The organism is Algoriphagus aquaeductus (assembly GCF_003253485.1).
Taxonomy (GTDB): Bacteria; Bacteroidota; Bacteroidia; order Cytophagales; family Cyclobacteriaceae; genus Algoriphagus; species Algoriphagus aquaeductus.
On record NZ_QKTX01000002.1, the window covers coordinates 287589 to 314264 of the forward strand.

The 26676-nt window shown below is 43.7% G+C and carries 27 protein-coding genes; 13 read left to right on the plus strand and 14 right to left on the minus strand.

Annotated elements, in window-relative coordinates; genetic code table 11:
* Nucleotides 1–149: 149 nt before the first annotated feature.
* Complete coding sequence (locus CLV31_RS03595) at nucleotides 150–671, plus strand: hypothetical protein (protein ID WP_111391501.1); 522 nt, start codon at nucleotides 150–152, stop codon at nucleotides 669–671.
* Nucleotides 672–690: 19 nt separating this feature from the next.
* Here the strand turns inward: CLV31_RS03595 and CLV31_RS03600 are convergent, their stop codons facing one another.
* The 5 genes from CLV31_RS03600 to lysA all read right to left on the minus strand — a co-directional run bounded on the left by CLV31_RS03600 (nucleotide 691) and on the right by lysA (nucleotide 8258).
* On the minus strand, nucleotides 691–2220 hold the full coding sequence (locus CLV31_RS03600; protein WP_111391669.1) for a cryptochrome/photolyase family protein: 1530 nt from the start codon (nucleotides 2218–2220) through the stop codon (nucleotides 691–693).
* Nucleotides 2221–2276: 56 nt separating this feature from the next.
* Nucleotides 2277–3311: a PorP/SprF family type IX secretion system membrane protein gene (locus CLV31_RS03605; RefSeq protein WP_111391502.1), complete on the minus strand. Its 1035-nt coding sequence runs from the start codon at nucleotides 3309–3311 to the stop codon at nucleotides 2277–2279.
* 4 nt (nucleotides 3312–3315) lie between these two features.
* Nucleotides 3316–5376 (minus strand): T9SS type B sorting domain-containing protein, encoded by a 2061-nt coding sequence (locus tag CLV31_RS03610; protein WP_181452562.1) that lies wholly within the window; start codon nucleotides 5374–5376, stop codon nucleotides 3316–3318.
* A gap of 396 nt (nucleotides 5377–5772) precedes the next feature.
* Nucleotides 5773–6816, minus strand: coding sequence for a PorP/SprF family type IX secretion system membrane protein (locus CLV31_RS03615; protein ID WP_111391504.1), 1044 nt, complete (start codon nucleotides 6814–6816; stop codon nucleotides 5773–5775).
* A 218-nt stretch (nucleotides 6817–7034) separates the two neighbouring features.
* Nucleotides 7035–8258 carry a diaminopimelate decarboxylase gene (gene lysA, locus CLV31_RS03620; RefSeq protein WP_111391505.1) on the minus strand — a complete coding sequence of 408 codons (1224 nt, stop codon included), beginning with the start codon at nucleotides 8256–8258 and terminating at the stop codon, nucleotides 7035–7037.
* Between the two features lie 220 nt (nucleotides 8259–8478).
* Here lysA and CLV31_RS03625 point away from each other — a divergent pair, with 220 nt between their 5' ends.
* The gene (locus CLV31_RS03625; RefSeq protein ID WP_181452563.1) at nucleotides 8479–10191 is read left to right on the plus strand and encodes a sensor histidine kinase; all 1713 of its coding nucleotides are present in this window, start codon (nucleotides 8479–8481) and stop codon (nucleotides 10189–10191) included.
* Nucleotides 10188–10883, plus strand: coding sequence for a response regulator transcription factor (locus tag CLV31_RS03630; protein ID WP_111391506.1), 696 nt, complete (start codon nucleotides 10188–10190; stop codon nucleotides 10881–10883). The genes CLV31_RS03625 and CLV31_RS03630 overlap by 4 nt, the downstream gene beginning before the upstream one ends.
* Before the next feature lie 126 nt (nucleotides 10884–11009).
* Here CLV31_RS03630 and CLV31_RS03635 read toward each other — a convergent pair whose 3' ends face one another.
* On the minus strand, nucleotides 11010–12020 hold the full coding sequence (locus tag CLV31_RS03635; RefSeq protein WP_111391507.1) for a dipeptide epimerase: 1011 nt from the start codon (nucleotides 12018–12020) through the stop codon (nucleotides 11010–11012).
* Between the two features lie 91 nt (nucleotides 12021–12111).
* Here CLV31_RS03635 and CLV31_RS03640 point away from each other — a divergent pair, with 91 nt between their 5' ends.
* The 7 genes from CLV31_RS03640 (at nucleotide 12112) to rlmF (ending at nucleotide 16671) form a co-directional block, all read left to right on the plus strand.
* Nucleotides 12112–13581, plus strand: a complete 1470-nt coding sequence (locus CLV31_RS03640) for a M14 family zinc carboxypeptidase (protein ID WP_111391508.1) — start codon at nucleotides 12112–12114, stop codon at nucleotides 13579–13581.
* A 53-nt stretch (nucleotides 13582–13634) separates the two neighbouring features.
* Nucleotides 13635–13826, plus strand: coding sequence for a type II toxin-antitoxin system HicA family toxin (locus CLV31_RS22230; RefSeq protein WP_111391509.1), 192 nt, complete (start codon nucleotides 13635–13637; stop codon nucleotides 13824–13826).
* Between the two features lie 2 nt (nucleotides 13827–13828).
* Nucleotides 13829–14212: a type II toxin-antitoxin system HicB family antitoxin gene (locus tag CLV31_RS03650; protein ID WP_111391510.1), complete on the plus strand. Its 384-nt coding sequence runs from the start codon at nucleotides 13829–13831 to the stop codon at nucleotides 14210–14212.
* Between the two features lie 87 nt (nucleotides 14213–14299).
* On the plus strand, nucleotides 14300–15031 hold the full coding sequence (locus tag CLV31_RS03655; protein ID WP_111391511.1) for an SIMPL domain-containing protein: 732 nt from the start codon (nucleotides 14300–14302) through the stop codon (nucleotides 15029–15031).
* A 43-nt stretch (nucleotides 15032–15074) separates the two neighbouring features.
* Nucleotides 15075–15368 (plus strand): type II toxin-antitoxin system HigB family toxin, encoded by a 294-nt coding sequence (locus CLV31_RS03660; protein ID WP_111391671.1) that lies wholly within the window; start codon nucleotides 15075–15077, stop codon nucleotides 15366–15368.
* 2 nt (nucleotides 15369–15370) lie between these two features.
* Nucleotides 15371–15721 (plus strand): helix-turn-helix domain-containing protein, encoded by a 351-nt coding sequence (locus tag CLV31_RS03665; protein WP_111391512.1) that lies wholly within the window; start codon nucleotides 15371–15373, stop codon nucleotides 15719–15721.
* Between the two features lie 8 nt (nucleotides 15722–15729).
* Nucleotides 15730–16671 (plus strand): 23S rRNA (adenine(1618)-N(6))-methyltransferase RlmF, encoded by a 942-nt coding sequence (gene rlmF, locus CLV31_RS03670; protein ID WP_111391672.1) that lies wholly within the window; start codon nucleotides 15730–15732, stop codon nucleotides 16669–16671.
* A gap of 103 nt (nucleotides 16672–16774) precedes the next feature.
* Here the strand turns inward: rlmF and CLV31_RS03675 are convergent, their stop codons facing one another.
* A complete protein-coding gene (locus tag CLV31_RS03675) occupies nucleotides 16775–17185 on the minus strand; it encodes an OsmC family protein (protein ID WP_111391513.1) in 411 nt (136 codons plus the stop codon).
* Nucleotides 17186–17381: 196 nt separating this feature from the next.
* Between CLV31_RS03675 and CLV31_RS03680 the strand changes: the two genes are divergently transcribed.
* A complete protein-coding gene (locus CLV31_RS03680) occupies nucleotides 17382–17762 on the plus strand; it encodes a GxxExxY protein (RefSeq protein ID WP_111391514.1) in 381 nt (126 codons plus the stop codon).
* A gap of 131 nt (nucleotides 17763–17893) precedes the next feature.
* A complete protein-coding gene (locus CLV31_RS03685) occupies nucleotides 17894–18274 on the plus strand; it encodes a GxxExxY protein (RefSeq protein WP_111391515.1) in 381 nt (126 codons plus the stop codon).
* A gap of 112 nt (nucleotides 18275–18386) precedes the next feature.
* On the opposite strand, the gene CLV31_RS03690 is transcribed toward CLV31_RS03685, so the two are convergent.
* Genes CLV31_RS03690 through CLV31_RS03705 form a run of 4 tightly spaced genes read right to left on the minus strand, consistent with a single transcriptional unit; the run spans nucleotide 18387 to nucleotide 22724 of the window.
* Nucleotides 18387–19511, minus strand: coding sequence for a glycosyltransferase (locus tag CLV31_RS03690; RefSeq protein ID WP_111391516.1), 1125 nt, complete (start codon nucleotides 19509–19511; stop codon nucleotides 18387–18389).
* A complete protein-coding gene (locus CLV31_RS03695) occupies nucleotides 19487–20647 on the minus strand; it encodes a glycosyltransferase family 4 protein (RefSeq protein ID WP_111391673.1) in 1161 nt (386 codons plus the stop codon). The genes CLV31_RS03690 and CLV31_RS03695 overlap by 25 nt, the downstream gene beginning before the upstream one ends.
* Nucleotides 20648–20696: 49 nt before the next feature.
* Entirely contained in the window at nucleotides 20697–21596 is a 900-nt protein-coding gene (locus CLV31_RS03700) for a methyltransferase domain-containing protein (protein ID WP_111391517.1), read from the minus strand.
* Between the two features lie 3 nt (nucleotides 21597–21599).
* Nucleotides 21600–22724, minus strand: coding sequence for a glycosyltransferase family 4 protein (locus CLV31_RS03705; RefSeq protein ID WP_111391518.1), 1125 nt, complete (start codon nucleotides 22722–22724; stop codon nucleotides 21600–21602).
* 219 nt (nucleotides 22725–22943) lie between these two features.
* On the opposite strand from CLV31_RS03705, the gene CLV31_RS22165 reads away from it, so the two are divergent.
* On the plus strand, nucleotides 22944–23072 hold the full coding sequence (locus tag CLV31_RS22165; RefSeq protein ID WP_262510266.1) for a hypothetical protein: 129 nt from the start codon (nucleotides 22944–22946) through the stop codon (nucleotides 23070–23072).
* Here CLV31_RS22165 and CLV31_RS03710 read toward each other — a convergent pair.
* The 3 genes from CLV31_RS03710 to CLV31_RS03720 are packed head-to-tail and all read right to left on the minus strand — an operon-like array spanning nucleotide 23069 to nucleotide 26668.
* Entirely contained in the window at nucleotides 23069–24478 is a 1410-nt protein-coding gene (locus CLV31_RS03710; RefSeq protein ID WP_111391519.1) for an O-antigen ligase family protein, read from the minus strand. The genes CLV31_RS22165 and CLV31_RS03710 overlap by 4 nt on opposite strands.
* A complete protein-coding gene (locus CLV31_RS03715; RefSeq protein ID WP_111391520.1) occupies nucleotides 24469–25392 on the minus strand; it encodes a glycosyltransferase family 2 protein in 924 nt (307 codons plus the stop codon). The genes CLV31_RS03710 and CLV31_RS03715 overlap by 10 nt, the downstream gene beginning before the upstream one ends.
* Nucleotides 25376–26668: an oligosaccharide flippase family protein gene (locus tag CLV31_RS03720; protein WP_111391521.1), complete on the minus strand. Its 1293-nt coding sequence runs from the start codon at nucleotides 26666–26668 to the stop codon at nucleotides 25376–25378. The genes CLV31_RS03715 and CLV31_RS03720 overlap by 17 nt, the downstream gene beginning before the upstream one ends.
* Nucleotides 26669–26676 lie beyond the last annotated feature (8 nt).

Genomic DNA, 26676 nt, shown 5'->3' on the forward strand with positions numbered 1-26676 from the left:
AGCTCCAAATGGAAAAAAATTCTTTTGTCCTTTGGAGCTGTTTTATTTTTTGTCTCGATAGAATTAGCCTAATAAGAAAAAAAAATCACTCAGATGGAAGGGGTTAAATCAATTTTGCATAACTTTAACTAAAGCCTAAATAAATACTCATGAATTTAACCATTTTTCTGTGGCTTCTGCTCTTCCAGATTCCTTCCAACTTGGAGAAAGAACTTGCACAGCAAGTGGTCATCCATTATTTGGAGTCCCAACTTCCACACAATCAAGACAAGAAATTTTTTGTCTCAGAGGTTTTGGATTCTGTTTTTGTCAAAATGTATGAACGAGTACTAAATCCACAGAATGAGTTTGTTTATAAGGGGCTGACTGAGCAACAGAAAAGTATGGTCCAGGATCTTTTGCAGATCAAAGAGCCATTACCTTTTGAATTAACAGAATTGATAGCGCAGAAAAAATTTAAGATCCGACCTCTAAATGAAATTGACCGGAGTGATTGGGAATCATCCTCGGTCAGAGTATCCCGAGTAATGATATCTCCTGATGGGAATGAAGCTTGTCTTATTTTGGAGTATGTATGTGGCCCCAAATGTGGTCAAGGGGTATTGATTTTTGCTCAAATGGAGGATAATTCTTGGACCATCAGTGCTCGAAGAAGGTTATGGATTGCTTAATCTGAGGGTTTAAGGAAGTCTATAAGTTTTCTAAGGATTTCAAATAGTACTCCGCCTGACCCAGGACTTCCTGCTGATTACCCATTTTATCCCAAGTACGGTACATCATCCCGATGCGTGGATTTTTCTCCAGCTTTTCCCGGTTTCGGGCATAAAAATGCCAATAGAGACTATTGAATGGACAGGATCCGTGTCCTGTTTTTTTTGCTGAATCATAGGCACAATGATCGCAATAGTTGCCTTGTTTTTTGATGTAATTGGCTGAGGAGACATAAGGCTTGGTACCGACAATCCCTCCGTCGGCAAATTGGCTCATGCCTCGGGTATTGGTGATTTCGACCCATTCGATAGCGTCTATGTATATCCCGAGATACCACTGATCTACTTCATCGGGATGGATTCCAGCCAACAGGGCAAAATTTCCCGTCACCATCAATCGCTGGATATGATGGGCATAAGCCAAATCCAGAGACTGACCAATAGACTCTTTTAGGCAATTCATCTTGGTATTTCCGGTCCAAAACCAATCTGGTAGCTTCCTATCGTGACCAAAGAAATTCATCTGTGCAAACTCCGGCATTTTGGCCCAATAAATCCCCCGCATGTATTCCCTCCAGCCGATGATCTGCCGAATGAACCCCTCCACTTGGGCGATTGAAATCTGATTTTGGTGAGCGTACCAGTATTTTTCCACCGTTTGAACGACTTCCAGCGGAGAGAGCATCTTGGTATTTAGAGAAAAACTCAATCGGGAATGGAAAAGGTAAGGATCCCAGGTAGTTAGGGCATCTTGGTAAGCGCCAAAGTTAGGTAGCAGCTGCTCGCAGAAATACTCCAAAATCTCCAAACTCTCTTCTCTCGACACAGGCCAAGTGAATTGTTCCGGATCGATTTTTCCGATAGTTTTTACTTCTGCCTTCTCGATCATCTCCAGGATTTCTTTCACGCGCTTGGGATGAATCAAGGGCTTTTTGAGCAGCTTTTTGTCTTTGAGCGCTTGGCGATTGTCGTGGTCATAGTTCCACTGCCCGGTGAGTGGATCTTTGCCGTCCATGAGGATATCGTACTTCCTGCGCATCTCCCGATAGAAGGTCTCCATGAGGTAGGTTTTTTTTCCCTTGAAAAAGTCCTTCAGAAATTCCCGGGAAGTCAGAAAGTGCTCGGTATCCACCGCGGATGAAGGAATAGGTAAGCTTTCGCAGACTTCTTTGAGAATCTGATCCAATCGGTATTCATCGGGTAGTTGGTATTCAAATCGGGTGAATCCTTCCTTTTGGATCAATTCTTCAAGTTGATTTTTTAGGTTTTGTCGGTTTTCAGGGTGATCAAGGGAAAAGTACCGGACTCGATGCCCTTTTTTTTGAAGGGTTTGCGAAAAAGTACGCATAGCCAAAAAGAAGCCGACTACTTTTTGAATGTGGTGGATGACATAATCGGTCTCTTGCCTCATTTCCATCATAAGGTAAGTGACGGATTCGTCTGTTTTTTCAAACCAGAAATGATTCATATTAAGCTGGTCTCCGAGTATGAGCCGTAAAACTTTAGGCATGAAAAAGGGCTTTATTTTCGTAAAGCCCTTTTTACAACCCATTGTTTATGAAAAAATCAATATTTGAAGCAAGGCATAGATGTCTTTCTTCCAGCGCCTTTGGCAGAACCTGCGAGGAAACTGTAACGCATGCTGATTTCGTTTGCTCCTCCTGTATTGGCATTTCCCAAGGAGGATAAGGTGAAATCATGGCTGTATCCAATGCTCAAACCTGATGCGAGCTGAAAGCCCACCAAAGCAATGACAGATTCGTGGTTGGACTGCATTACGCTTGATACGGGAATTCCTCTATACCATACGCCTAATACCAAAGGCTGTAGATTGACTTGAGCTCCCAAATCCAGCTGTTGGAAAAGCTCTTGATTTTTGTAGTTGAATGCCAAGGTTAACTCTCGTGTCCCGGTTGTTTTATTCATAAAACTTCTTGCTGCCCCTCCGGACAGGTCAAATTTGTATCCCCCATGAGCGGAAATTTTCATGGGGAGTTGGCTGAATTGTCCATCCAGAAAGGAAATGTTAGGCTGGGTGATATGGTGAGTTGACAAGCCAAACCAAACCTGATCATTGTTAAACAACAGGCCCAAGCTATAGTCAACAAATTGATGTCTGAAATCTGCTCCGAGATTTTCTCCCGAAAAATCTCCGATTGCACCGGTTTGATCATTGATTTGACTGCCAAAAACAAGATTGCCAAAATGAGCGTCCCGGTCCATGTAGCTAACTTGTCCTCCAACTCTCAGGAAAGAACGGAACCCCAATCTTGCGCGGTAAGAATAGGTGGCGCCAATTTCAGAAACACTGAGGTTGGCCATACTTTGCTCTGATCTGTTGAAGATGATCCCGACGCCACTGTTTGCTCCAAAGATGTAATGATCGATGTGGGCAGAATAGGAGACAAAAGACTGGTCCAGTCCTGGCCACTGGTTTCGGTAATTTACCCCCATGCTCGTACCTTCAGAGGCTCCAGTTAGCGCTGGATTGAGATATAATGGATTGGCATAAAACTGCGAATACTGCACATCTTGAGCCAAGGCTGAGTTCATAGCCATGGATATAAGAACCAAGGTGATAAGTGTAAATGTGATTTTCATATACTTATCGGATTAATGTTATTCCTCCGGATTTGCTTTGGGCAGTTCCATCGGGGGTGATGTAAGTAAGCCGGTATAGGTAGTTGCCGGGAGGTGATAATTGGCCACGGTAGGTGCCGTCCCATCCCTTGCTCTCTAGACTGGTGGTGATAAAGATTTTTTCTCCCCAGGTATTGAAAACTTCCAGGGTGAATGAGGAAACTCCTTTTAATACAGGGATAAAGCTGTCATTCAGTCCGTCTCCGTTTGGTGTAAAGGCATTGGGAATGACAACCAATTCTGTAGGAATTGAAACCTGAATGGTATTTCTTTCGATGGAAGAACAACCGAAAATGTCATATCCTTTGAGCGTGACTTCATAAGATCCCGGCTTTTCAAAGATGTGGACAGGGTCTTTTTCAACTGATTTTTTCCCATCTCCAAATTCCCATTCCCATGCAATGAATTCCGGGGAAATCTCGCTTTCGAACAATACTTCCTCTTGAATCAGTACCTCAGGATCATTGCTGATACTAAGCTTGCGGTATTGAAAATCAAGTCTTGCACCTTGATTGGATACAACAGGAAACTCCACTCTTGCTTCAGTCTCTAAAGTACATCCAGACGCATCTTTGACAGCTACTTTTAGAATCCCCGATTTGTCAAAATTGATCTCTCTGGCATTTTTGTCTCCAGGATTCCAGGAGATGGCGTAAGGTTCCTTTCCGCCCTGAATAGATACCCAAGCCTTTCCGGTTACTTTTCCGCTTGCACAATCCACGTCCAAGGCGGTTTCAATTCTTGCCTGAAGCGAAGTTGCATCTTGTAGTTGAACCGTGGTGGAGACTTTGCATCCAGATTCATCAATGACCTCTATGGTGTAGGTGCCTGACTTTAAATCCTTTCTCTGAAGTTGAGTTGAATTTCCATCTGACCATTTTACTGTGTAAGTTCCCTTAGCACCCTTCAATTCTAAAGAAATGCCTCCATCTGATCCTCCTGCACAGGAAGCCGGCCGGGTTTCAACCACTTTCAATTCCAATGCGGATTGATTCTGGAGGATTACTTGTTTTTCCACAGAGCATCCTGTAGCATCTGTAATTTTTACAGAATACGTTCCCGAAGTAAGGTTTTGAAGTTTGGATTGAGTATGTCCGGTATTCCAGAGATAGGAATAAGGGGCTTTGCCACCTGCGGGAATAATTTCGATCCTACCATCCGAGTTCCCTTGGCAAGAAGGCTGAAGGAGTTGGGTGCCAACCTCGATGGAACTTGGGGCAGAAATGCTAAAGGATTTTTGTAAGCTACAACCTTTGCTGTCCTGAATTTGGACTTGATAGGTGCCCGGAACTAATCCGTTTAGGTCCTTTGAAGTCGCACCTGTATTCCATTTATAAGTAAATGGAGGTTGGCCTCCTGATACATTGAGGGAGATTTTACCGGTTGAACCTGATTGACAGGAAGGCTGCTCGATCGTTTCTGTCGCAGCGATTCCCTCCGAGCCTGATTTGATTTCAAATGAAACACTGACTGAGCAGTTGTACTTGTCTTCGACAAGAACGGTATAGGTTCCGGGAGCTAGATTATCTGCTTCCCAAACGTCTTTCAAGCCATTGCTCCAGGTTACTTTGTAAGGAGGGCTGTCTTTTTCGTAGTCATTTCGGCCGATTTTTACGCTGATCTTTGCATACCCGTCCATACCCGATCCGCAAGAGGCATCTTTTTTCTCCACCGGATTGAGCAAAAGGGGGAAAGGCGGCTGAATGATGATTTTTTCCTGATGAACTCTACCATCCGCATCGGTGATCCAAACGGTATAAGTTCCGGCGTTAAGATTGGATCGATTCTGAGTGGTTTCGTTGGTATTCCATTTAAAGGTGTAAGGCGCTTTTCCGCCACCTACAGTTAGGATGATGCTTCCTTTCTCACTATGAGAGCAAAGGGCTAGTTTTCCGCTAACTTCCACCCAGATTTCTCCATAAGAATACATTCGACTGGATTCTTTGGCAGGAATATTGAAGGCATATTGGGAAAAGACAGAATTATAGTAGGCGCTGCTGAAGATCAGCAGAACAACCCATTTCATCCTATGAATCCCAAGTTTTATCATTTTTGCACTTCGTCATTCCCTGTAGCGATTTCAGGGAGTATTTTTTGTCTTTAAAAATCGGTTTTGTGTATTTCGTTTTTTAGAATATTATTTTTTGTAAGTCATATACAACAAAATGATATTCTATAAATCGGCCGATTTCAAGAAAATAGAGGGTAAAAATTTTATTTTGCAAATAGCGGACAGCGAGATGTAAATGAAGTGCTTGTCTTGGAAAAGTCTAATTTTTCCTGAAAATGTATCATAATTAAAAAAACAGATTAGGTATTGCTTTTTTCAGGATGTGAAATGAAAAAAGCCTGAAAATCAGGCTTTGAAAAATTATTGTAAAATTTTTTGATTTTTTTTCGTCAGGTCATTTTTCCTTGACTATCAGTACTTAAAACATGGGATAAGTCTTGATCGCTGATTTCTGGATTTAGGATCTCCCCAAAGAAAATTATACCGAATGGAGATTTCATGTGCTCCGCCGCTGTTTCGCTGACTCAGCTTGGAGACGGTAAAATCATAAGAGTAGCCTATATCCAATCCCGATTCCAAAGAAACCCCCACCAAAGCAATAACAGCTTCATTGTTGGGTAGGCTGTTTTTGGTAGGCAAGCCTCTATACCAAACTCCTAAGACTAGTGGGTGGAGATAAAGTTGAGTACCCACGTCAAGTTGGTTGAAAGGGTCTTGTTGTTTATAGTTGAAGGCAAAAGAAACGGACCGCTCCTGATAGGAATGGGTAAAATAATCCCGGCCACCGGGAGAAAGATTGACTTTATAGCCACCTTGTAATGATACCTTCATTGGGAGTACGCTTGTTTGGTCTTCCACAAATGAGACATTGGGCTCAGTCAAGTGATGTGCTGACCCACCTAACCAAAATTTATCATTATAAATCATCCCGCCAACAGCATAATCTACAAACGAATGCCTACTGTCCAAAGGAATGCCATTGAGTTCATCTGTAATTCCACCTACTGTTCCATTGACAATATCGATCATGGAGCCAAAAACCAATTCAGAAAATAAGGCATCCCGTTGCATATAGCTAGCCTGTGCCCCAAGGCGGAAGAAAAATTTATCCGAAAGTTTCAGTCGGTAAGAATAGCTCAACCCAATTTCATTGGTAGACAGGTTGGCCATGGATTCTTGGTTTCCATTAAAGATGAGTCCAACTCCACTATTGTAATCAAAAATGTAATGGTCAATATAAGCGGAATAGGAATTGAAACTATGATCTAATCCCGGCCATTGATTTCGGTAATTCATCCCAATCCGGGTGAGTTCACTGGCGCCGGTAAGGGCGGGATTAAGATAGAGTGGAGCGGCATAAAATTGGGAATACTGGACATCCTGGGCAAAAAGAGAATAAGGCCCTCCCAGCCAGATGATGATTACTATTAATGTCCCGTAAATATTCCTCAGCATGATCTTACCAACCCTAATGCACAAAGTTACTAATCAGTTCTTTATACCTACCTTGACTTTCACTATTAAATGGATAATTAACTACCAGGGCTTGTGATTGGGGCGAGCAATCTACAGTTTAATCTGCCGATTAAAGGCTCCTAAAAAGACCCAAACCTTCAGAACGTTGACCAAGACTCAATAATTATACCAAAGGCACCCTTTTGAGGTGCCTTTTATCATATTTCATGGATTTGTTGATGTCTAATCAGGTCTTCAAATTCCTCCCGTCGCCTGATTAGCATAGTTTTGCCATCCCAGATCAATACTTCGGCGGGTCTCAGCCTTGAGTTATAATTGGACGACATGCTGAACCCATAGGCACCGGCATTTTTGATCACCAGCAAATCTCCTTCTTTGACTTCGTTCAATTCCCGATGAGCGGCAATCGTGTCGGTCTCGCAGATATAGCCCACCACGTTGTATTTCGCTTTTTTACCTTCTGGATTACTCAGATTGTACACGCTATGGTAGGCATCATACATCATAGGGCGTATCAAATGATTCAGTCCCGAATCTACCCCAACAAAAGTCACCGTGGGTGTCTCTTTGACCACATTGGACCTGACTAGCAGATAGCCCGCCTCACTTACCAAGAATTTTCCTGGCTCTAACCACAACTCCAACTGCCGGCCATATTTTTTGCAAAATTCCTGAAAAGCCTCGCCTACTGCCTTGCCTACCTCCAACACATCCGTAGCTACATCATTCGGCTTATACGCCACTTTAAAACCTCCTCCGAAATCAAGAAACTGGAGATCCGGAAATTGCATAGCTGCTTCGAAAAGCACATTTCCACCTCGGAGAAATACTTCTGCATCCAAAATATCGGAGCCTGTATGGATATGAAGGCCTACTATTTTCAGCTGGTATTTAGCCACTAGTTCCAGAATCTGAGGAAGCTGTTCGATCGAAATTCCAAACTTACTTTCTTTATGTCCAACTGATATTTTGATATTCCCTCCTGCCATAATATGGGGGTTGATCCGGATGCAAGCCCCCAAGGAATCCCCGTAGGTTTTTCCAAATTGCTCCATCAAAGGAAGGCTATCCAGATTGATCATGATGCCCATGGCCACCGCTTCCCGGATTTCCTCAAAGCCTACCCCGCTGGGGGTGTACATAATTTCATCCACAGTGTATCCTGCCAACAGCCCCAGTTTGGCCTCTTCGATAGAAACCGCATCAATTCCTGCTCCCGCTTTACGGATTAGCTTCAGGATATTAATATTTGAAAGCGCTTTGGTAGCATATTTTATCTTGAGAGGAACGGCAGAAAAGGCTTTTTGCAAAGTTTGGATCTGAGAAACGATTTTCTCTCCGTCGTAGATATAAAGCGGGGTTCCAAATTGGCCGGCTAGGCTGGAAATTTCAACTCCCTGGATGTGCGTTGGATTGGGCACGGATGGATAGGTTTAAGATTTAAGCGGCAAAAATACCCAAACAATAAAAAAGGAAGGCAACAGGCCTCCCTTTTTTTGGATTTAATTGTAATTAAGAAACATACAAATTCAGACTGCTAGATTAACACCGGGATTTGGATTTTAAAAGTGTTGATTTTCAGTGTCGGTTAAAACTTGTTAAGTACACCCCTTCCCCTGTTTAGACAATTAAATTTGCAGCATGTCTAAAGGCAATATTACGCTGATCGTTGTTTTGATGTCCCTTGCCAGTTTTGGCTTGATGGGTTTTCAATACTATTGGGTGAGAAATGCCATTCGAATCAATCAGGAGAGATTTGATCAAAATGTACAGCAAGCCTTATCACGGACAGTCAGTGAATTGGAAAAAGGGGAAACTTCGGATGTACTTTTAAATAAGCTTTTGGAAGATCCTGTTCTAAAGGAAACTATTTTCAAAAAAATTGATCCTATAGAGCTCCAAATCAAAACAAGCCCTAGTTACAATAGGCTCTCTTTGGTGGATACAATGCTGGTGTCTCCAGTTCCACAGCTTAGTTCCACATTCAGAAGAATGCTTCTTTCAAGAGGATTGGATGTTTCCATTTTTTCTGAACTTGAAAATTTCTTTGCCTACATGACGCCGGAGGTGGCCTCCACGATGTTTACGCCTGATGAAATGCAAATTCTCCTTCAGGAAAAAGAGCGCCAGCTTGAATACCTCAGTAAAAATCAAAACTTCATATCAGAGGCGCGTCCTTATTCGGGAATTGTACCTCAGATCAGGGCCGAAATAAACCTTTCGGATGATGCCTTGGATAAAATCAAAAAGACCAATATCAAGATTGAACTGATGAATCAGGCCTTTTCTGAACTTGCGGAAGGGCAGCAGGCAATTTTGGATCGCCTGGATACTTCTCAGGTCCGCCAAATGCTCAAAAATCAACTGTTGGAAAAAGGAATCGCAGAGGATTTTGAGCTGGGAATTCAGAATGATCAGGGACAATTGGTCGGAATAGGTCAAATCTCAGATCCCCTGGTTATAAAAAATCAGGGTGTTCAGGCCAAGCTCTTTCCCAATGATATTTTAGGAAAAGATAACTTCATCTATGTCTATTTTCCGGAAAAAAGCAGCCATGTTTTCAGACAGATCTGGCTACCGATTTCCAGCTCTATAGTATTCATTTTTGTAATCATCTTTTGCTTTGTATATGCCATACGAGTCATTATCAGGCAGAAAGCTTTGTCTGACATTAAGAATGATTTCATCAATAACATGACGCATGAGTTCAAGACTCCTTTGGCCACCGTGAGTCTGGCTGTAGAGGCGCTTCAAGACCCTGAATTGAGCAATCAGGACAAATTCAGAGCAAGGTATCTGGGTATCATAAAGGATGAAAACAAGCGACTGGTATCCCAAGTGGAAAAGGTGCTTCAGGCTGCAGCATTGGAAAAAAATGATTTCAAACTTAAAATCGAACCCATCCATTTGAACGAACTGTTGGAGTCAACCGTGGAGCATATTAGCCTACAGGTAGAAAGCAAAGGAGGAAAAATCGAATTCATCAATCAGTTGAAAAATCCTGAAATCGAAGGGGATGCCTTTCATCTCACCCATATTTTCAACAACCTATTGGACAATGCCAACAAGTATTCCAAAGAAAGTCCGATAATTAAGGTGGTTGCAAAAGATGATCAGGACCAAGTGCTGGTGACCATCCAGGATCAGGGAATCGGAATGAACAAAGAAGCTGTCAAGAAAATTTTTGATAAATTCTACCGGGTTCCCACCGGAAATATCCATGATGTCAAAGGATTCGGTTTGGGGCTTTCCTATGTGAAAACGATGCTGGAAGCACACAAAGGAGGAATTCATGTTCAGTCTGAACCCGGAAAAGGAAGTATCTTCACCATTAACCTACCCAAAAAACAATGAGCAAAGCCAAATTATTAGTCGTAGAAGATGATCCAAACTTGGGTGACATACTTCAGGAGTATTTGGAAATGAAAGGTTACCAACCCACTTTGTGCAGAGATGGTGAAGAAGGTTGGAATAAGTTCAAAAAAGATAAATATGACCTCTGTCTTCTGGATATCATGATGCCGAAGAAGGACGGATTTACACTGGCCAAAGAAATCAAAAAGGTGCAGGAAGACCTTCCGATTCTTTTTCTCACCGCCAAAAACCAAAAGGACGATATCATCGAGGGACTCAAAATCGGAGCAGACGATTACCTCACCAAGCCCTTCAGCATGGAAGAGTTGCTCCTCAGGATTACCGCGATTCTCCGCCGAACCCAAAAGTCTACCGAAATAGCTCCGCTGAAGACTTACACCTTTGGTGACTTTGTCCTGCATTACGATGAGCAGTACATCGAAGGTCCGGGAGGCAAGCATAAGCTGACTTCCAAGGAAAATGAGCTGATCCGACTTTTGGCTTCCGAGATCAACAAACTGGTCAATCGCAGTCATGCGCTCAAGCAAATCTGGGGCGATGACAGCTACTTCAATGCCCGCTCCATGGATGTGTACCTGAGCAAAATCCGAAAAATCCTCAAAGACGACCCCAAAGTGCAGATCATCACCGTGCATGGGGAAGGATTTAAGCTGATTGTGGGAGAGGGATGATTGGAGTATCTAGTATCTAGACGTTAGTATCAAGAAAAAAGCCCTGGATTGAATCAATTCAGGGCTGTTGTTTTTTTCGGAATAATGAATCCAACCGAAATTCGATATCCCAAATCCGAAATAGTATCAAAGCAAATCCGCCCCAATCCCTGGTCCATCTGGGAAAGTCACTTTATCCGGAGTGATGGTCACTCCTCTCGCCGGATCTTTGGCCAAAAGCATCGCGCCATCCATATCCACATAGTCAAGCAAAGGAGCAATATGCGCGATGGCAGTGATTCCTACCGAGGACTCAGTCATACAGCCGACCATGGTTTTCATTCCCAGCGATTTCGCTTCGTGAATCATCCGAAGCCCAGGAGTAATTCCCCCTGCCTTGACCAGCTTCACATTGATGGCATGGAAAAGTCCATGGCATTTTTTCACATCGCTTTCCACGATGCAGCTTTCATCTGCCATTGCAGGGAGTTTGGAATACTTGAAAACCTCCTTCATTCCCTCCAGATCGTCTTTTCCCAAAGGCTGCTCCATAAATTCCACACCCAGCTTCACCAGTTCTTCCGAATTACGGATAGCTTGCTCGGCTGTCCAGGCACAGTTGGCATCGATGCGGAAAATGGAGTTCGTATGCTTTCTAAGTTCTCGGACAATCTCGAGGTCTTGTTCTGTTCCAAGTTTGATTTTGTAGATCGGCCAATCCACCTCCTTCATCTTGGCGACCATTTTCTCCACGGTATCAATACCAATGGTGAAATTAGTGGTCGGGATTTTCCGGGGGTCAAGGTTGAGGTATTCGTAGAGTTTTTTCCCCTGTTTCTTGGTGAAAAAATCCCACGCAGCCAGGTCCACCGCACATTGCGCAAAAGGATTATTTCGGAAAATCCCTCTTCCTAATTCCCAAAGCTGTTCTGGAGTTTCCCAGTTTCCGGATTCCACCACTGGACGAAATTCCTCTAAGCAAGCAATCATATTTTCGATGGTCATGCCGTAAAATGGGTTGGTGGTCGACTCCCCCAATCCGTAAATGTCGTCTTCCTCCAGCTTGACAATCAGCGTGTCCTGTACATCCCGACTTTGGTGGGCGATGGTAAAGGTGTGTTTGAGCGGAAGGTCATAAACCTGATAACTGAGCTTCATGGCATGATTTTTTGTGCTTGAGCAAAAATACAGGTATTTATTTCACCCGAATGGCTAGTTTTAAAATCGATAGACTCCAAGACCTTATTCTATGAAATCCGCTTTCCTGACACTGTTCCTTCTCTTTTTTTTAGTCCTCAGTTTCTACACTTCGGCACAGGTAGCCTATCAAAAAATGCCTGTGGAAAAGCTGGAAGCCGCTTATGAAAAATATAAGGAACCCGCCATCACTCACCGAAGATTCAAACACGCAGACCTTCAGCCCTTGATCCAAAAACATGGTGCGGATTTCAACTTGGAGGAATTGGGCAAATCTGTGGAGGGGCGAAGTATCACCTCGATGAAATGGGGCCAAGGATCTACTAAAGTCATGCTTTGGTCACAGATGCACGGTAATGAAAGCACGGCCACCATGGCGCTTTTTGACCTGTTTAATTTTCTTGAGGGAAAAAATGACGGATACGACGAGCTAAGAAACCTCCTGAAAAATCAACTCAGCCTGAAATTCATCCCCATGATCAATCCCGACGGGGCTGATGCCTTCAAGCGGCGAAATGCCTTGGATATCGATCTGAACCGGGATGCGATTTCCCAGATTTCTCCCGAGGCGGTGATTTTGAAAAAGGCTCGGGACGACTTTGAGCCTGAGTTTGGGTTCAACCTTCACGATCAGCAGATCTACTACAACGTGGTCAATACGCCCAAGCAGGCCACGATTTCCCTTTTGGCTCCGGCGTATAACTATGAGACCGAGATCAACGACGTGCGCGGTCGCGCCATGCAGACCATCGCAGGGATGAATGAATTATTGCAGGAATTGATTCCTGGGCAGGTCGGAAAGTACGACGATGCTTTTGAACCCAGAGCGTTTGGTGACAATATCCAAAAGTGGGGTACCAGTACCATCCTGATTGAGTCGGGAGGCTACCAAGGTGATCCTGAAAAGCAATATATCCGCAAGATCAACTTCATGATCATCCTCAACGCCTTACATCAGATTGCTACCCGAGGCTATGAACAATACACTACAGAACAATATTTCGCGATCCCGGACAACGGTTTCCAGCTGATGGACTTGATCATTAACGAAATGCAGGTGAAGGTGAAGGGGGAATGGTATCCCTTGGATATCGCCATTCGCAGACGTGAAACTGAAAATGCAGCCGGTTATTTCATGAGCGCATCGGTGGAAGATCTCGGTGATATGCAGATTTTCTTTGGTTTTGAGACTTTGGATGCCACAGGACTACAATACCTTGAGGGAAAAGTGTATTCCACCGCTTTTGAATCGGTCAAGGATATTTCGGAGGAAAAAGCTATCGAATTACTTCGGCAGGGATTTATGGCGGTCAAAGTGAAAAACGGGGAAGCAAGGCAAGTGCACAGTCTGCCGATTTTGGTATTGAAATCTACCGAAAAGTATTCCAGTGGTTGGATGACCGGATCAGCTACCAATTTCTTTTTAGCCAAAGAAGGCAAACCGAGATATGCGATCGTAAACGGCTATCTGATCGATTTGGAAAACCTTAAAAATCACGAAATTAGAAATCGGGTGTTTTGAAATAAGTAAATAATTATTTACTTTTTGGAATCATTTTTTAATGAAACAAATTTATGAAGTGTTCCGAGCTACTACGGATTCTATTGAGAGATGGCTGGTTTATTGTTTCTCAATCAGGGTCCCATGTTAAGTTAAGACACGAAGTAAAACCAGGGATTATCATTTTCCCAAACCATGGGACCAAAGAGATAGGTAAAGGATTGGAGAAAAAAATACTGAAAGAGGCCGAAATTAAACTGGGTTGATTATGAAAAAGTATCGAATGATCATAGAGAAAACAGACACTGGGTTTTCTGCCTATTCAATGGATTTTCCAGTTTTTACTACCGGAGACTCAATGAATGAGGTTTTAGATAACTCAGTGGAAGCACTCAACTTGTATTTTGAGGAGATCAATCAAATCATTAAACCAGAACAGATTAAGCTCGAAATAGATTTTCAGCAGTTTTTTCAATACTACAATGTGATTAATGCTAAAGTCTTGGCGGAAAAAATCGGAATGAATCCAACCTTGCTTTCTCAATATGTAAGTGGAAAAAAAAGACCTTCAGAAGCTCAAAGTCAAAAAATTCTGTCCGGAATAAATCGAATAGGAAAAGAGCTTTCTGAATTAAAACTCACCTTTAATTAACCTTAAAACCCGCCAACTCGGCGGGTTTTTTGCATTTGATCCCAACAGGAATTCAGTTAAATTCCATTCACTTTTCCTTCAAGCACTATGAAAAACAACCTTTCCTCTGTCCTTTTTGCCATGGCGATCATTATCGCTGCCTATCTCCTCGGCAATGCCGTCATCAACCGTAACCGTCCACAAGGCACCATTCACGTGACCGGATTAGGTGAACAAAATTTCACCTCAGACCTGATCGTGTGGGAAGGGAATTTTACCCGGGAAAGCAAAGATCTCAAAGCTGCCTATGCAGATCTGGAGCGAGATCGAACCGCCGTGACGAATTACCTGACGTCCAAAGGGATCACCGAAGACCAACTGGTATTCAACGCAGTATCTACTTTGCCTCAGTACGAGCAGAACTACACCCCTTCGGGAAACTATGCCGGGCAGACTTTTACCGGTTATCAGTTGAGCCAAACTTTTGTTATCGAATCCAAGGAGGTAGAGAAAGTGGAAAAAATCTCCCGCGAGATCACCGAACTGCTCAATCAGGGGATCACCTTGTACTCTCAGCCTCCCCGCTACTATTACACCCAACTCGAATCGCTCAAACTGGAAATGGTCGCCAAAGCCACGGAAGATGGCCGGGTGCGTGCCGAACGCATCGCCGAAAACTCCAATTCCAAACTGGGCGATCTGATCACAGCCAACATGGGGGTATTCCAAATCACCGGACAAAATTCCGGCGAAGACTACTCCTGGGGCGGAGCTTTCAATACATCCGCCAAAAACAAAACAGCTTCGATTACCATGAAGCTGAGTTTTGAAGTGGATTGAGTTACCGTTTTGGGAACTTTTTATCTACCTTTACTTTTTCAGAATGAGAATCATTGCCAAAAGTACTCTTCGAGAGTTTTGGGAACGACATCCTGATTCGGAACAGGCTTTGAAGTCATGGTTTCGTGAATTCGAATTGGGAAGTTGGAGAACCTACAATGAGCTTAAAGTAGATTATCCCTCTGCCAGTATTCTGAAGGACAATCGTGTGGTATTTAATATCAAAGGGAATCATTATCGGTTGATCGTCAAGTTCAACCTAGACTATCAGACTGGCTGGTTAAGATTTATAGGACCGCATGCTGAATACGATAAAATCAACGCCAATATCATCTAACCATGAAACCGATTCATACCGAGGAAGAATATAAAATTGCCCTTCAGCGGGCTGAGGAGCTCTTTGATTCCAAAAAAGGCACGCCTGAAGGAGACGAATTGGAGTTGCTGTTGATTCTGATCGACAAGTATGAAAAAGACCATTTCCCGATTGATCTCCCTGATCCTATCGAAGCCATCAAGTTCAGAATGGAACAGCTCCAGATGAAACCCAAGGATTTGGCCGATTTGATCGGATATAAAAGCCGAGTAAGCGAAATTCTGAACCGAAAGCGTAAGCTTACTTTGGACATGATCCGGAAACTTCATGTCAATCTGAATATTCCCACGGATGTATTGGTTCAGGAATATTGATTGTAATCGTGAAAATTGAAAACAAACTCCACCCCCGCAATCTCCATCAAGGCCGCTACGATCTCGAAGCACTTTCGGAGACCTTGCCAGAACTTAAATCCTTCCTTTTTACCAATGACTATGGAAATCTGACTTTGGATTTTGCCAATCCCAAAGCGGTCAAATCCCTCAATCAAGCCCTTTTAAAGCATTTTTATCAGGTGGACTTTTGGGATATTCCGGATGGATTTCTATGTCCACCCATTCCCGGTCGGGCCGATTACATTCATCACTTGGCTGATCTGCTGGCGCAAAGTAATGGCGGAAGGTCTCCAAAAAGTGCAAAAATCAACGTGCTGGATATCGGGACAGGTGCCAATCTGATCTATCCGATTCTGGGAAACTCGATCTACGATTGGAATTTTGTGGGTTCGGAATTGAATCCAAAAGCCATCAAGTCTGCTGAACAGATACTGGTTAAGAATCCCCAATTTCAAGGCAAAATAGAGCTTAGGCCTCAGCCGGATTCCTCGAAGATTTTTTCCAATATCATTCAACCTGAGGAGTTTTTCGATCTTACCCTTTGCAATCCACCTTTTCACGAATCCGCTCAAGCCGCCCAGGAAGGCAGTCAGCGAAAAGTCCGAAATCTAACCGGAAATCCTGTTGCCAAGGCCGAATTAAACTTTGGGGGACAAGCTGCTGAGCTTTGGACAGAGGGTGGAGAACTGGCTTTTATCCGAAAGATGATCGCTGAAAGTCTCAATTTCAAGAATCAGGTCTTTTGGTTTACCACTTTGGTATCCAAGTCTGAACACCTTAAATCGATCCAAAATGAGCTTCAAAAGGTTGGAGTTGCGGAGCAAAAAATCATTGAGATGGCTCAGGGAAACAAGAAAAGCCGGTTGGTAGCTTGGACTTTTCTGACTGAGAAGCAACAGGCTGCTTGGAAAACTTACCGGTGGAAATAAAAACCCTCCAAGGGTTATGAATCCCTTGGAGGGTTGCATATTCTAAGGTGAGGCTTTTGGTGTACTCAGCCGAGGTTTGTGTCCTCACAATCCTCACGTTCAATCAATTCAGCGTGTACTCCACACTGATTTCCATATTCAAAGCTTTTGAAATCGGACAGTTTTTCTCCGCGTCTTTGACCAGTTCGGCAAATTGCTCTTCAGAGATACCATCTACTTGTGCCGTTAAGACCAAGTGAGACTTTTTCAAGGTTCCGTCTTCGAAAGTGATTTTCGAGGTCACATTCAATTCTTTCGGAGGAAAATTGGCTCCGCTAAGATTGAAGCTCAACTTCATTGCAAAACATCCTGCATGTGCAGCTGCGATCAATTCTTCGGGGTTGGTACCCACTCCGTCTTCAAATCGGGTGTTGAAAGAGTATTGGGTTTGATTAAGTACGGTAGAGTCGGTGGTCAAGTGGCCTTTGCCTTCTTTGCCGCTTCCATTCCATACGGCGGTTGCTTTTCTGATCATGGGATTAAAGAGTTTTAATGGTGAAAAGATAAGGTTACAAGTTTTTTTTGAGGATTTAAGTTTCTTTTCCCACAGATTTTCACGGATTAAAATCACAGATTAACACAGAAAGTGATATTCCCTCAATCAAAAAAATCAGTGATTATCTGTGTCTTTTTCTGTGACAATCTGTGAGAACTATTATTTAATTTAGATCATGCATGAAAATGAATTAACATTTTTGATCCGAGGTTCAATTTTTAAAGTCTACAATACCCTCGGCCCGGGACTTTTAGAATCGAGCTATGAAGCGGCGATGGAATATGAATTAACCAAATCTGGGTTGATGGTTGAGCATCAAGTTGGTCTTCCCTTGATATATGAAGAGCTAAAATTAGATGTTGGCTATCGAATCGATTTATTGTTTGAGAAAAAAGTAATTGTTGAAATCAAATCAGTGGGGAAACTTCAAAATGTACATCACTTGCAAATTATGAGATATCTGAGACTGTCGCGTGTTAAGGTTGGGCTTCTGGTCAACTTCAATACTGATGAGCTAACAGAGAATATTATTCGAAAGATAAATGGATACCTATAGGTTCCCACAGATTTTCACGGATTAAAATCACAGATTAACACAGAAAGTGATATTCCCTCAATCAAAAAAATCAGTGATTATCTGTGTCCTTTTCTGTGACAATCTGTGGGAACTATTATTTAATTTAGATCATGCATGAAAATGAATTAACATTTTTGATCCGAGGTTCAATTTTTAAAGTCTACAATACCCTCGGCCCGGGACTTTTAGAATCGAGCTATGAAGCGGCGATGGAATATGAATTAACCAAATCTGGGTTGATGGTTGAGCATCAAGTTGGTCTTCCCTTGATATATGAAGAGCTAAAATTAGATGTTGGCTATCGAATCGATTTATTGGTTGAGAAAAAAGTAATTGTTGAAATCAAATCAGTGGAGAAACTTCAAAATGTACATCACTTGCAAATTATGACATATCTGAGATTGTCGCGTGTTAAGGTTGGGCTTCTGGTCAACTTCAATACTGATGAGCTAACAGAGAATATTATTCGAAAGATAAATGGATACCTATAGGTTCCCACAGATTTTCACGGATTAAAATCACAGATTAACACAGAAAGTGATATACCCCCCATCAAAAAAATCAGTGATTATCTGTGTCTTTTTCTGTGATCATCTGTGGGAACTATAAATTCGCCAGCTGTCTAAAAACTTCCAAATAGCGCTCCGCCACATAATCCCAATTGTACTTCTGGGTCAGACCTAATCGCGCGTTCTGCCGTAAATCGCACATTGTCTCAGGCTCTGATTCCGCTTTCTCCACGATCTCTTTCACGGATTCCGCCTTTTTCTCAAAGTACCATCCATGCTTGCCGTTTTGCAGCATCTCTTGGTTGAAAGGCGTATCCAACGCCAAAATCGCACAGCCATAACCCAGTGCCTTCAGCATCGCAGGATTGGTACCTCCAAACTCATGCCCATGAAAGTACACATAGCAATGCGAATACAAGGCCGCCAATTCATTCGGATCGGTAACATAGCCGGTAAACAGCAGTCTCGGATCCTGAATCCTCTTCAAGCGATTGGCCCATTCGTCAGCGAAAGGCACATCGCCCACCACAACCAGCTTTTTTTTCGAAGCGGACTTCAAAAAGCCCTCGATAATCAAATCCGCATTGTTGTCAGGAACCAGTCTTCCCACAATCAGGTAATAGCCTCTGCTTTCCAGATCCCAGTGCTTGATTGGCCCGGCATCGACACTTTCCCGGGGATTTGCTCCATAAGCGATGACTTCCGAATCCTTCTGAAATAGCTCGAGATAGACGCGCCGCATCTCATCCGAATCATTAATCACCTGATCATAAAATTGGGTCGCCATCTTGGAAGCCCAGAAAAAGTACTTCGCTCCAAGTCCTTTCCACTTGGGCCGTAGCCACTCTAGCCCATCCACGTTGATGGCGGTAGGTTTTCCAAAAATCTTAGCAATCAATCCAAAAGGCCCATTTCCACTATTCACCACAAAAATCACATCCACATCTGAAAAGCAGGCATGGAGCATAGAAATGAAGGTGTGTGAGAGCTGAGTCAGACTTTTCGATTCAATTGCAGGGGTGTAAATACACTCTATCCCATTGACAAACCGGGGACGGTCTTTGAACAAAGCCCGATGATTGTACACCCGCACCTGCACCCCTTTGGCCACCAGTCTTTCCCCGAGTTCCTTGATCATCGTGTCATAGCCCCCATAGACATAGGGATAGCCCTTGGCACCCATGATGGCGACTTTCAGCTTTTTTTCAGGTGTTGCCATAGGTGATTGATGATTTTTTGTTCAAAAGCCTCTAAACTATAGGTTTTTAGTACCCGAATTCTGCCTCTTTCTCCCATTTGCTCACGCAGAGATTGGTCTTGGATTAGTTTTTCCAGGGCCAAAAATCCCTCCTCGACATTTCTTGTCGGAATCAAAAATCCAGTTTCGCCCTCCAACACCATTTCCGACGCTCCACCTGACCGAGTAGCTACGACAGGCTTCCTAGCGGCCATCGCCTCCAAAATCACTGTAGGAAAGGAATCGGGTAGGACTGAGGGCAATACAAAAATATCCAAGGAAGCCATCACCTCTGGAATATCCTCCCGAAATCCGAGGTAAAACACGCTATTCTCTAATCTCTTGTTTCTAATCTCTAATTTCACCTCTTCCAAAATCGGTTCATACCCCGGAAATGGATCACCCACCAACACAAAATGTGCCTCAGGATAAGATTTGGAAAGTCTGTTTGCTAAGTCAATGAAAAAAGACTGGCCCTTCCCGGGATTAATCCGGCCGATCATCCCGACTAGGACACTGGATTCGGAAAGCCCCAGTTCCTGCTTTAGGATTGGTTTTGCCTTTAAAAAATGCTCATAGGGAATCCCGTTGTGGACGACCTGAAGCTTAGATTTTTTCAACAAGGGCTGCCAATGGTTTGCGACGGCTTGAGAAACTGCGATCGGCAGGGGAGTGCTGCTGTCCAGCAATCCAGCAAGCCATCTCACCAAAGGTCCAGGCCCGGGAAGGATCTCATGAATATGCCAGATATGTGGGATTCTATTTCTCTTTGCCCAATAGGCACCTACCACCACCGCCAGCGTATTGGAATATACCAGCTCGAATCGGTACTTCTTATTGAGTTTAGAAAGAAATCGATAGGCCTTCAGATTTTTACTCAGTCTGTTGAGTAATCCGGAAGGACTGACATATTTTCTTCGAAGAATGCCCAAATTCTGTACAGCGTACGGGATAGTCAGCTGCTCCAAATCTTTTTGAATCGGCCCTTCATTGGTCAAAATGACCACCGGAGACAGGCCTTGACTCTGATAAAATCGAAGTACCTGCAGGATAATTTTCCCCGATCCATATCCCTCTGAGGAGCTTTGCAAGAAAAGGATATGTCGGGTGTTTGTCATTTTGCAAAAATATAAGTAGATGCCGTGGTCTGTGTCCTCACAGACCATTCTAATTGCTATCTCTTCGAAAATACAATCCCATAATTCCCGATTTGTCAAATCCTACAGCTAAAACCTCCAAAAGCCAAGCAAAGGGAAGCGCGACTCCGATCAAAATCATCAAACCAAGTGTCTTCTTTCGCTTCAATCGTAGAATCAGATTTTCTCTGAATCCCACTCGGGCAAGTAAGGCCTGCAACATTCCCAAGACACCCAAGTGAACAGAGAAACCCCGCTTTTCGACTACTTGGAAGCCTAATTTTCCCAATTGATCTTCCAAAACCGATTTGGTCCAATGCGTCAGATGCTTGGGAATATCCCAATGCATCCAGTCATCTCCGGCGATTTTTGCCTGCCAGGAGTCGGCTCTGGGGACTTCGATATAGAGAATGCCATCTGGATTTAGATTGGACTCAACCAGCTCTTCCAAAAGCTCCATGGGTTGAGGCAAGTGCTCCAGGACATGGTTCAGTGAAATCAAATCTGCCGGGCCTTGGGCAATTATGCCACCATGATAATACTCGTTTTTCACTTCCACTCCATACTTTTCTCTGGCAAAATCCGCTCGGACTTTCTCGGTTTCCACGCCGATACCTTTCCAGCCTTGTGCTTTGGCCACGGCCAAGAACTGCCCTTTTCCAGAACCAAAATCAAGCAAGCTTGAAGCTTTTGGATTAATGGATTGAGCTTGGTTGAGTACCTTTTTTGCCTCAGAGAAAATGATTTTTTCAAAAATCGACTGACGATTATCTACCACAGAGTAGACCTCGTCCCGATAGAGTTGGGCTGCATCAATCTGCTCGGGCAGATACGTCCACCTTACCCTACAGGAATCGCACTTCAGCTTACTCAATGCAACTGGAATTTTGGAAGGAGGAGTCGAACAAACCGGACAGGTAACTTGCCGCATGGATCAAGAGGTCGGATTTAAAATTATCCGATGAAAAGCTTCAATGAATTTTTCGGCAGAAAAGGCTTTGGCCCGCTCTCTCCCAAGGGTGACGAGTTGGCTCCTTAAGTCTTTTTCGCGGTCCAAAAGTATCAATTTTTCGGTCAAATCATCCCGGTTGCCTGTTTGAAAAGGCAATCCCGCTCCTCCGGCTACTTCCATCAGGGCTGGCTGATCGGAATGAATCACCGGTATCCCAAATCCCATGGACTCCAAAATAGGGATGCCAAACCCTTCATTTAAAGAGGGGAAAACATAGGCGAATGCGCCGTCATACAAGGATTTGATCTCTCCGTCACTCAGGTACCCGGGTACCAAAATCTGATCTTGGAGCCCAAGCTCAGCGACCAGTTTTTGAACCACCGGAAAATCATCCATCCGCTTACTCTGGCCGGGACCTCCTGCTAAAACCAATTTTTTGTTGGATTGAGAATGGTTTTGAAACGCCGCAAATGCTTCAACCAGTAAAGGAAGGAGCTTCCTTCGGTCAAAAGTACCAATGTGGAGGAAGTACTCTTGCTTTTTCAAACCCAGTTTTCGCAGGCATTGTGTATCTGCAGCAGCAGTTAAGCCTTTAGGTGCTTGATAGACTACCGAAATAGGCCATGAATTCCCAAGGTGCTCGATCAATGAGTTTTTGGAATATTCCGTCGTAGTGATGATTTGGGTATCCTCCCAAAGTCCTTTTTTGATCAGGTTGAGAAAGTATTTTCGCCACCAGCGGGGATAGTTTTCGGGCATTTGCCAAAAGAAGGCATCATGAATTACGGTAAGTCTTCTGCATGGAAGGGAGGCTGCGGGTGAGACAAAATCCGGGCAGATCAATACATCCGGTTTGAATTTTTTCACCAAGTCGGGAAGTTGAAATTCCTTCCACCGAAAATAATCCAAGTGGTAGTTGAGTTTTTGAATTTTGGATTTGGTCCCTTTGAATGAATCATCTACCGCCTGCTTTTCAGGCTCGTGAGAAAAAATCCACTCAATATCCGGATGGGGATATTTCCGTGCAGCCTTGGCCAATTCCAGCATGTAGGTTTTGATACCTGTAGTGGCCACATTGAGGTATTGGAGATCGAGAAGGACTTTCAAGGAATTGGTCTTTTCAGTTCAAAGAAGGCCACCTGCCCAGAAGCTTATATGGCATTCTCAATGGACGTCCAAGTTAGGCATTAAGTGAAAAGAATGGTGCACCTTTTTCAAAATTGGACACTTGCTCCATTTCCCTCCGTCGGGAAGGATTGGAATAGCCTTTCTAAATGAATCCGTGAGCTAGATATTTTCATTTATAACTCATAAAAAGCCGAAATCATGAGGGATGACATTCAATTTATACCTCATGGCGCTATCGAACTTGCCGGGGGGTTGCCTGACCAACCAAAAGAAAATGACACACTTAAAGGAACCCGCTATTTTCTGAATCTGGAGAAATTCACCTAAAAGGACTTCAATGTGACAGGTTTTGGATTTGAGATCAGGCTATATTCCCGTACGCTAAATCCAACCATCCACCATGTGACCCAAGCCACATAGGTATACATCTCCGCATTGGCGGTGAAAAGCGGCAGAAGCATGCCCACCTTGGTCACCGCACCCACAAAGGCAATTCGGGCTGTCATGGTATTTTCTGTACGATAAAATACCCTAAGACTCAAAATCACTCCAGTAGCGAGCGTCAAGATGTATAAAAGCATCCCCAACCACCCCAACTGCACACCATAGATCAGAAACTGATTTTCACCCCCGACCCGTAAATCTTCCTCCACACTTCCGGCATTTCCGCTCATGGCCAAACCGATCCCCAGCGGATTGGCGATCATGGAGTCCAAAGCCAAAAGCCACTCCACGACGTGACCAATGCTGGAGGTATTTTCAAAAGTCAAGGTATCAATGACAAAAAAGTAAAAATCATCGGAAGCCAAAAACACCACATAAAGCGCAAAACCTACCAAAGCCAAAAATCCCGCTCCGATCAGTTTGTACAACCGAAATACTAACGCCACGAAAAAAATCATCACGAAAAAAGCCCCAAATGCTGCCCTTGAAGCGGAGAAAACCAAGCTTCCCATCGAGCAGGCCATTACCAAAAGGTAAAACCAACTTTGTTCTTTCTTAGAAGTCAAAAACCAAATCAATCCTGCGGAGAAGCCCATCAGGACCGAACTCGCCATTTCTAAGGGATCAGAAAAAAAGCTCGCCAATCGCTTCGTCACGGCTTGGGTTTCAAAAGTCCAGGTTAATCCGAAATTTCCGGTCGGGTCGATGTCATTGATGGCATGGTTGTAAAGCGCATAGCCCGTAAATTGCTGCAAATGGGATCCCAGGAGGAAACTTTCCACACAGTTGACCAAAAAGGCTCCTATGGCAATGGTAAAAATGATCGTAAAAAGGGCCTTGATTTCCCGTTCATTCAGTTGGGAATTTCTACCCAGAAAATAGACCAAGCCCGGTATCAATATGGTCTTGAAATAGAGTGCTTTGCCCAAAAACGAAACTTCCCCCAACGGCAAAAACACATAAATGAATCCTAATCCCAACAATCCCAACATCATCCAGTCGGTAGAATGGAGCCGGAAAGCGTAGTCGAACACCCTTTTTTGATAAAAGAGCCAAACCAAGACCGCCACCAGCACGACTACCTCTTTCAAAATCTGGAATATGGCCACCACTTCTTCCGATAGGGTGGCAAGGTAAATCACACTCAGACTGGTAATGTAAAACGGAAGAAAAGCTGCCAAGAAAAAGATAAAATGGGTCCATTTCCCTTTAAAAACCATCTCTTGGATGATCCAAAGAAACCCGCCTCCCACCAACAGGGCGATGATCAGAAAAAAAATCAAGGCCATTTTTCCGCGGATTTTAATGGTTGAAACAGTCCGTCACGGATTCCCTTTGCCACAGCGTTCAGCTTTTGGAATCTTCCTCTCACCATAAAATAGCCCATCCAAAGCAAAAATCGGAGCAGGTGGTAAGGAAATCCAGCCCAGATCCCGAGCTGACGAATCAGAAAAAACTGGTTTCTGACATGGTAATAAAACACCTTTGGACTCAGAATTCCCTCCGAATGCTTCTTTTTGGAGGAAGCACCAGCCTCATGATAAATCACCGCTTTTTCGGCCAATCCAATGCCATATCCGGCTTTTTTGATTCTGAGAGACCACTCTACGTCCTCGAAGTAGGTAAAGTATTGGTCATGAAGCAATCCGGCTTTTACTATAGTCTCCCTGGTCAGGAGCATACAGCATCCGGTGGCCCAGTCCAATTCCGTTTTCGAAAACCGAAAATCTGCCAAAGGCTCCTGATCGCCCAAAGTAATGGCCCTTCCCAAAGTAGGAATCCATTTTCCTCCGGCACTCCAGATTTTCTTTTTGTCATGGAGAAATAGTATCAGGGGCTGAACTACACCGTAATGGGGATTTTTGGCGAGTTTGAGCAACATTTCTTCTAAAAAATCCGGTTCTACTTCTGTATCATTATTCAATAAGAGTACATGAGAATAGCCTTGTTCCAAAGCAAATCCAATTCCGACGTTGTTTCCTCCGGCAAAACCCAGGTTGCGGCTGTTTTCAATCAAATGGATTTCCGGAAAAGCTTTTTTTAGGGTTACTCCTTCTTGATTTTGAGAACCATTATCTACCAGAATGACCTTGAAGGTCTGAAAATCGACCTTTCTTAGAGATTGGAGACAGGATTTTGTGAATTCGAGTCCGTTCCAATTGACCAAAATGATCGCTACCGATGTCTCAGAGGTAAAAGCCATGCAGGAGATCTTTTTTATGTCGATAGAGAAGGAAAAGACAGATGACGAATACTACGATTTCGGTCGAAATGATCCCAATGCACAAGCCGACACCCCCCATCAGGCCGGTCAGATAGGTAGAAATGCCCACCATGTATAGGCAAAGCATCCAGCTTGCCCGAAACAGCAATTCCTTTAAGTCTGCTACCAGCATCATAGTGACATTGCCCACGTTGATGCAAGCCAGAAAAGGGATAAATGCAAGCAGCTTTAAATAAATCACCGATTCCAGCATTTGCCCCCGGGATAAAATCTGGATAATCCAAGGCGCTGCCACAAATGCCCCTGCACTGATCAGGGCTCCTCCAAGCAACACCCGGAAATACACTCTTCTCAAAAAAGTAAAGAAAGCCGGGCGATCCAGTTGATAAAGCTTGGAGGCATTGGGAAACACTGCCTGGATGATCAAAGCAGGAAACAGTCGCAGCACCATGACCACTCGCTCTGCCAAACTGTACATCCCAAGCGTCTCAGCGCTGGAAAAAAAACTAAGAATGATCAAGCCTCCGTTGATAGAAATATGGCTGGCAAGATTGCTGAAAAAGAGCAAAATATTATCCCTCAGATTTTTCCAAATAGATGAAAATTCGGGTCGATAAAACCGGATTCCCATAAAACCATGAATGTATCCTAACAGGGTAAGGTTGATCCCCAAACCAAAAAATCCCATCAGAAAATTAACCCATTTGCTCTGTTCGGGTTTTTGGATAAATAAGACGATTCCCATCAAAAAGAGCAGTTTGGAAAAAATATTGGCAATGGAAACCAGCTTCATTTTTTCCATTCCCTGAAAAAACCATAAAGGCAAGGTGGCTTCCGAGAAAAGCAGCAGCACCGAAAAGATCAAAATCATTCTGTACTCAGGAAATAGATTGAACCCAAAAGCTCCAATCAGGATCAAAAAGGTGGCGATGGCCGCAAGAAGAATTTTGGCGGAAAACACATTGGATACCACATGGGATAGTGCCTCACGGTCGGTCTGTCTAATGGCGACCTCTCTGGGAGCACTCAGGTTGAATCCAAAACCCACCAGAATATTCAGAAGGATAATGACCGACAGGGAAAGGTTGACCAACCCAAATTGATCAGTACCGATGCTCTGAATCAGCAAAGGCATGGAGATGATTGATATCAGCACATTGGAGGACTGGATGATCGCCAGAAACAGGAAGTTCTGGATGGATTTGTTCCGGATAAAATTCCCGATAGGGATCAACAGATTCAGTTTTTCAAACATGGCAGCTT

Bases quoted from the DNA above. Each gene is read 5' to 3' on its own strand.
- CLV31_RS22165 (WP_262510266.1), top strand. From the start codon at position 22,944: ATGAGGGATGACATTCAATTTATACCTCATGGCGCTATCGAACTTGCC.
- CLV31_RS03655 (WP_111391511.1), top strand. From the start codon at position 14,300: ATGAAAAACAACCTTTCCTCTGTCCTTTTTGCCATGGCGATCATTATC.
- CLV31_RS03640 (WP_111391508.1), top strand. From the start codon at position 12,112: ATGAAATCCGCTTTCCTGACACTGTTCCTTCTCTTTTTTTTAGTCCTC.
- CLV31_RS03665 (WP_111391512.1), top strand. From the start codon at position 15,371: ATGAAACCGATTCATACCGAGGAAGAATATAAAATTGCCCTTCAGCGG.
- CLV31_RS03635 (WP_111391507.1), bottom strand. From the start codon at position 12,020: ATGAAGCTCAGTTATCAGGTTTATGACCTTCCGCTCAAACACACCTTT.
- CLV31_RS03610 (WP_181452562.1), bottom strand. From the start codon at position 5,376: ATGAAATGGGTTGTTCTGCTGATCTTCAGCAGCGCCTACTATAATTCT.
- CLV31_RS03720 (WP_111391521.1), bottom strand. From the start codon at position 26,668: ATGTTTGAAAAACTGAATCTGTTGATCCCTATCGGGAATTTTATCCGG.
- CLV31_RS03680 (WP_111391514.1), top strand. From the start codon at position 17,382: ATGCATGAAAATGAATTAACATTTTTGATCCGAGGTTCAATTTTTAAA.
- CLV31_RS03715 (WP_111391520.1), bottom strand. From the start codon at position 25,392: ATGGCTTTTACCTCTGAGACATCGGTAGCGATCATTTTGGTCAATTGG.
- CLV31_RS03615 (WP_111391504.1), bottom strand. From the start codon at position 6,816: ATGCTGAGGAATATTTACGGGACATTAATAGTAATCATCATCTGGCTG.
- CLV31_RS22230 (WP_111391509.1), top strand. From the start codon at position 13,635: ATGAAGTGTTCCGAGCTACTACGGATTCTATTGAGAGATGGCTGGTTT.
- CLV31_RS03600 (WP_111391669.1), bottom strand. From the start codon at position 2,220: ATGCCTAAAGTTTTACGGCTCATACTCGGAGACCAGCTTAATATGAAT.
- CLV31_RS03660 (WP_111391671.1), top strand. From the start codon at position 15,075: ATGAGAATCATTGCCAAAAGTACTCTTCGAGAGTTTTGGGAACGACAT.
- CLV31_RS03690 (WP_111391516.1), bottom strand. From the start codon at position 19,511: ATGGCAACACCTGAAAAAAAGCTGAAAGTCGCCATCATGGGTGCCAAG.
- CLV31_RS03605 (WP_111391502.1), bottom strand. From the start codon at position 3,311: ATGAAAATCACATTTACACTTATCACCTTGGTTCTTATATCCATGGCT.
- CLV31_RS03630 (WP_111391506.1), top strand. From the start codon at position 10,188: ATGAGCAAAGCCAAATTATTAGTCGTAGAAGATGATCCAAACTTGGGT.
- CLV31_RS03710 (WP_111391519.1), bottom strand. From the start codon at position 24,478: ATGGCCTTGATTTTTTTTCTGATCATCGCCCTGTTGGTGGGAGGCGGG.
- CLV31_RS03700 (WP_111391517.1), bottom strand. From the start codon at position 21,596: ATGCGGCAAGTTACCTGTCCGGTTTGTTCGACTCCTCCTTCCAAAATT.
- CLV31_RS03625 (WP_181452563.1), top strand. From the start codon at position 8,479: ATGTCTAAAGGCAATATTACGCTGATCGTTGTTTTGATGTCCCTTGCC.
- CLV31_RS03675 (WP_111391513.1), bottom strand. From the start codon at position 17,185: ATGATCAGAAAAGCAACCGCCGTATGGAATGGAAGCGGCAAAGAAGGC.
- CLV31_RS03695 (WP_111391673.1), bottom strand. From the start codon at position 20,647: ATGACAAACACCCGACATATCCTTTTCTTGCAAAGCTCCTCAGAGGGA.
- CLV31_RS03595 (WP_111391501.1), top strand. From the start codon at position 150: ATGAATTTAACCATTTTTCTGTGGCTTCTGCTCTTCCAGATTCCTTCC.
- CLV31_RS03685 (WP_111391515.1), top strand. From the start codon at position 17,894: ATGCATGAAAATGAATTAACATTTTTGATCCGAGGTTCAATTTTTAAA.
- CLV31_RS03650 (WP_111391510.1), top strand. From the start codon at position 13,829: ATGAAAAAGTATCGAATGATCATAGAGAAAACAGACACTGGGTTTTCT.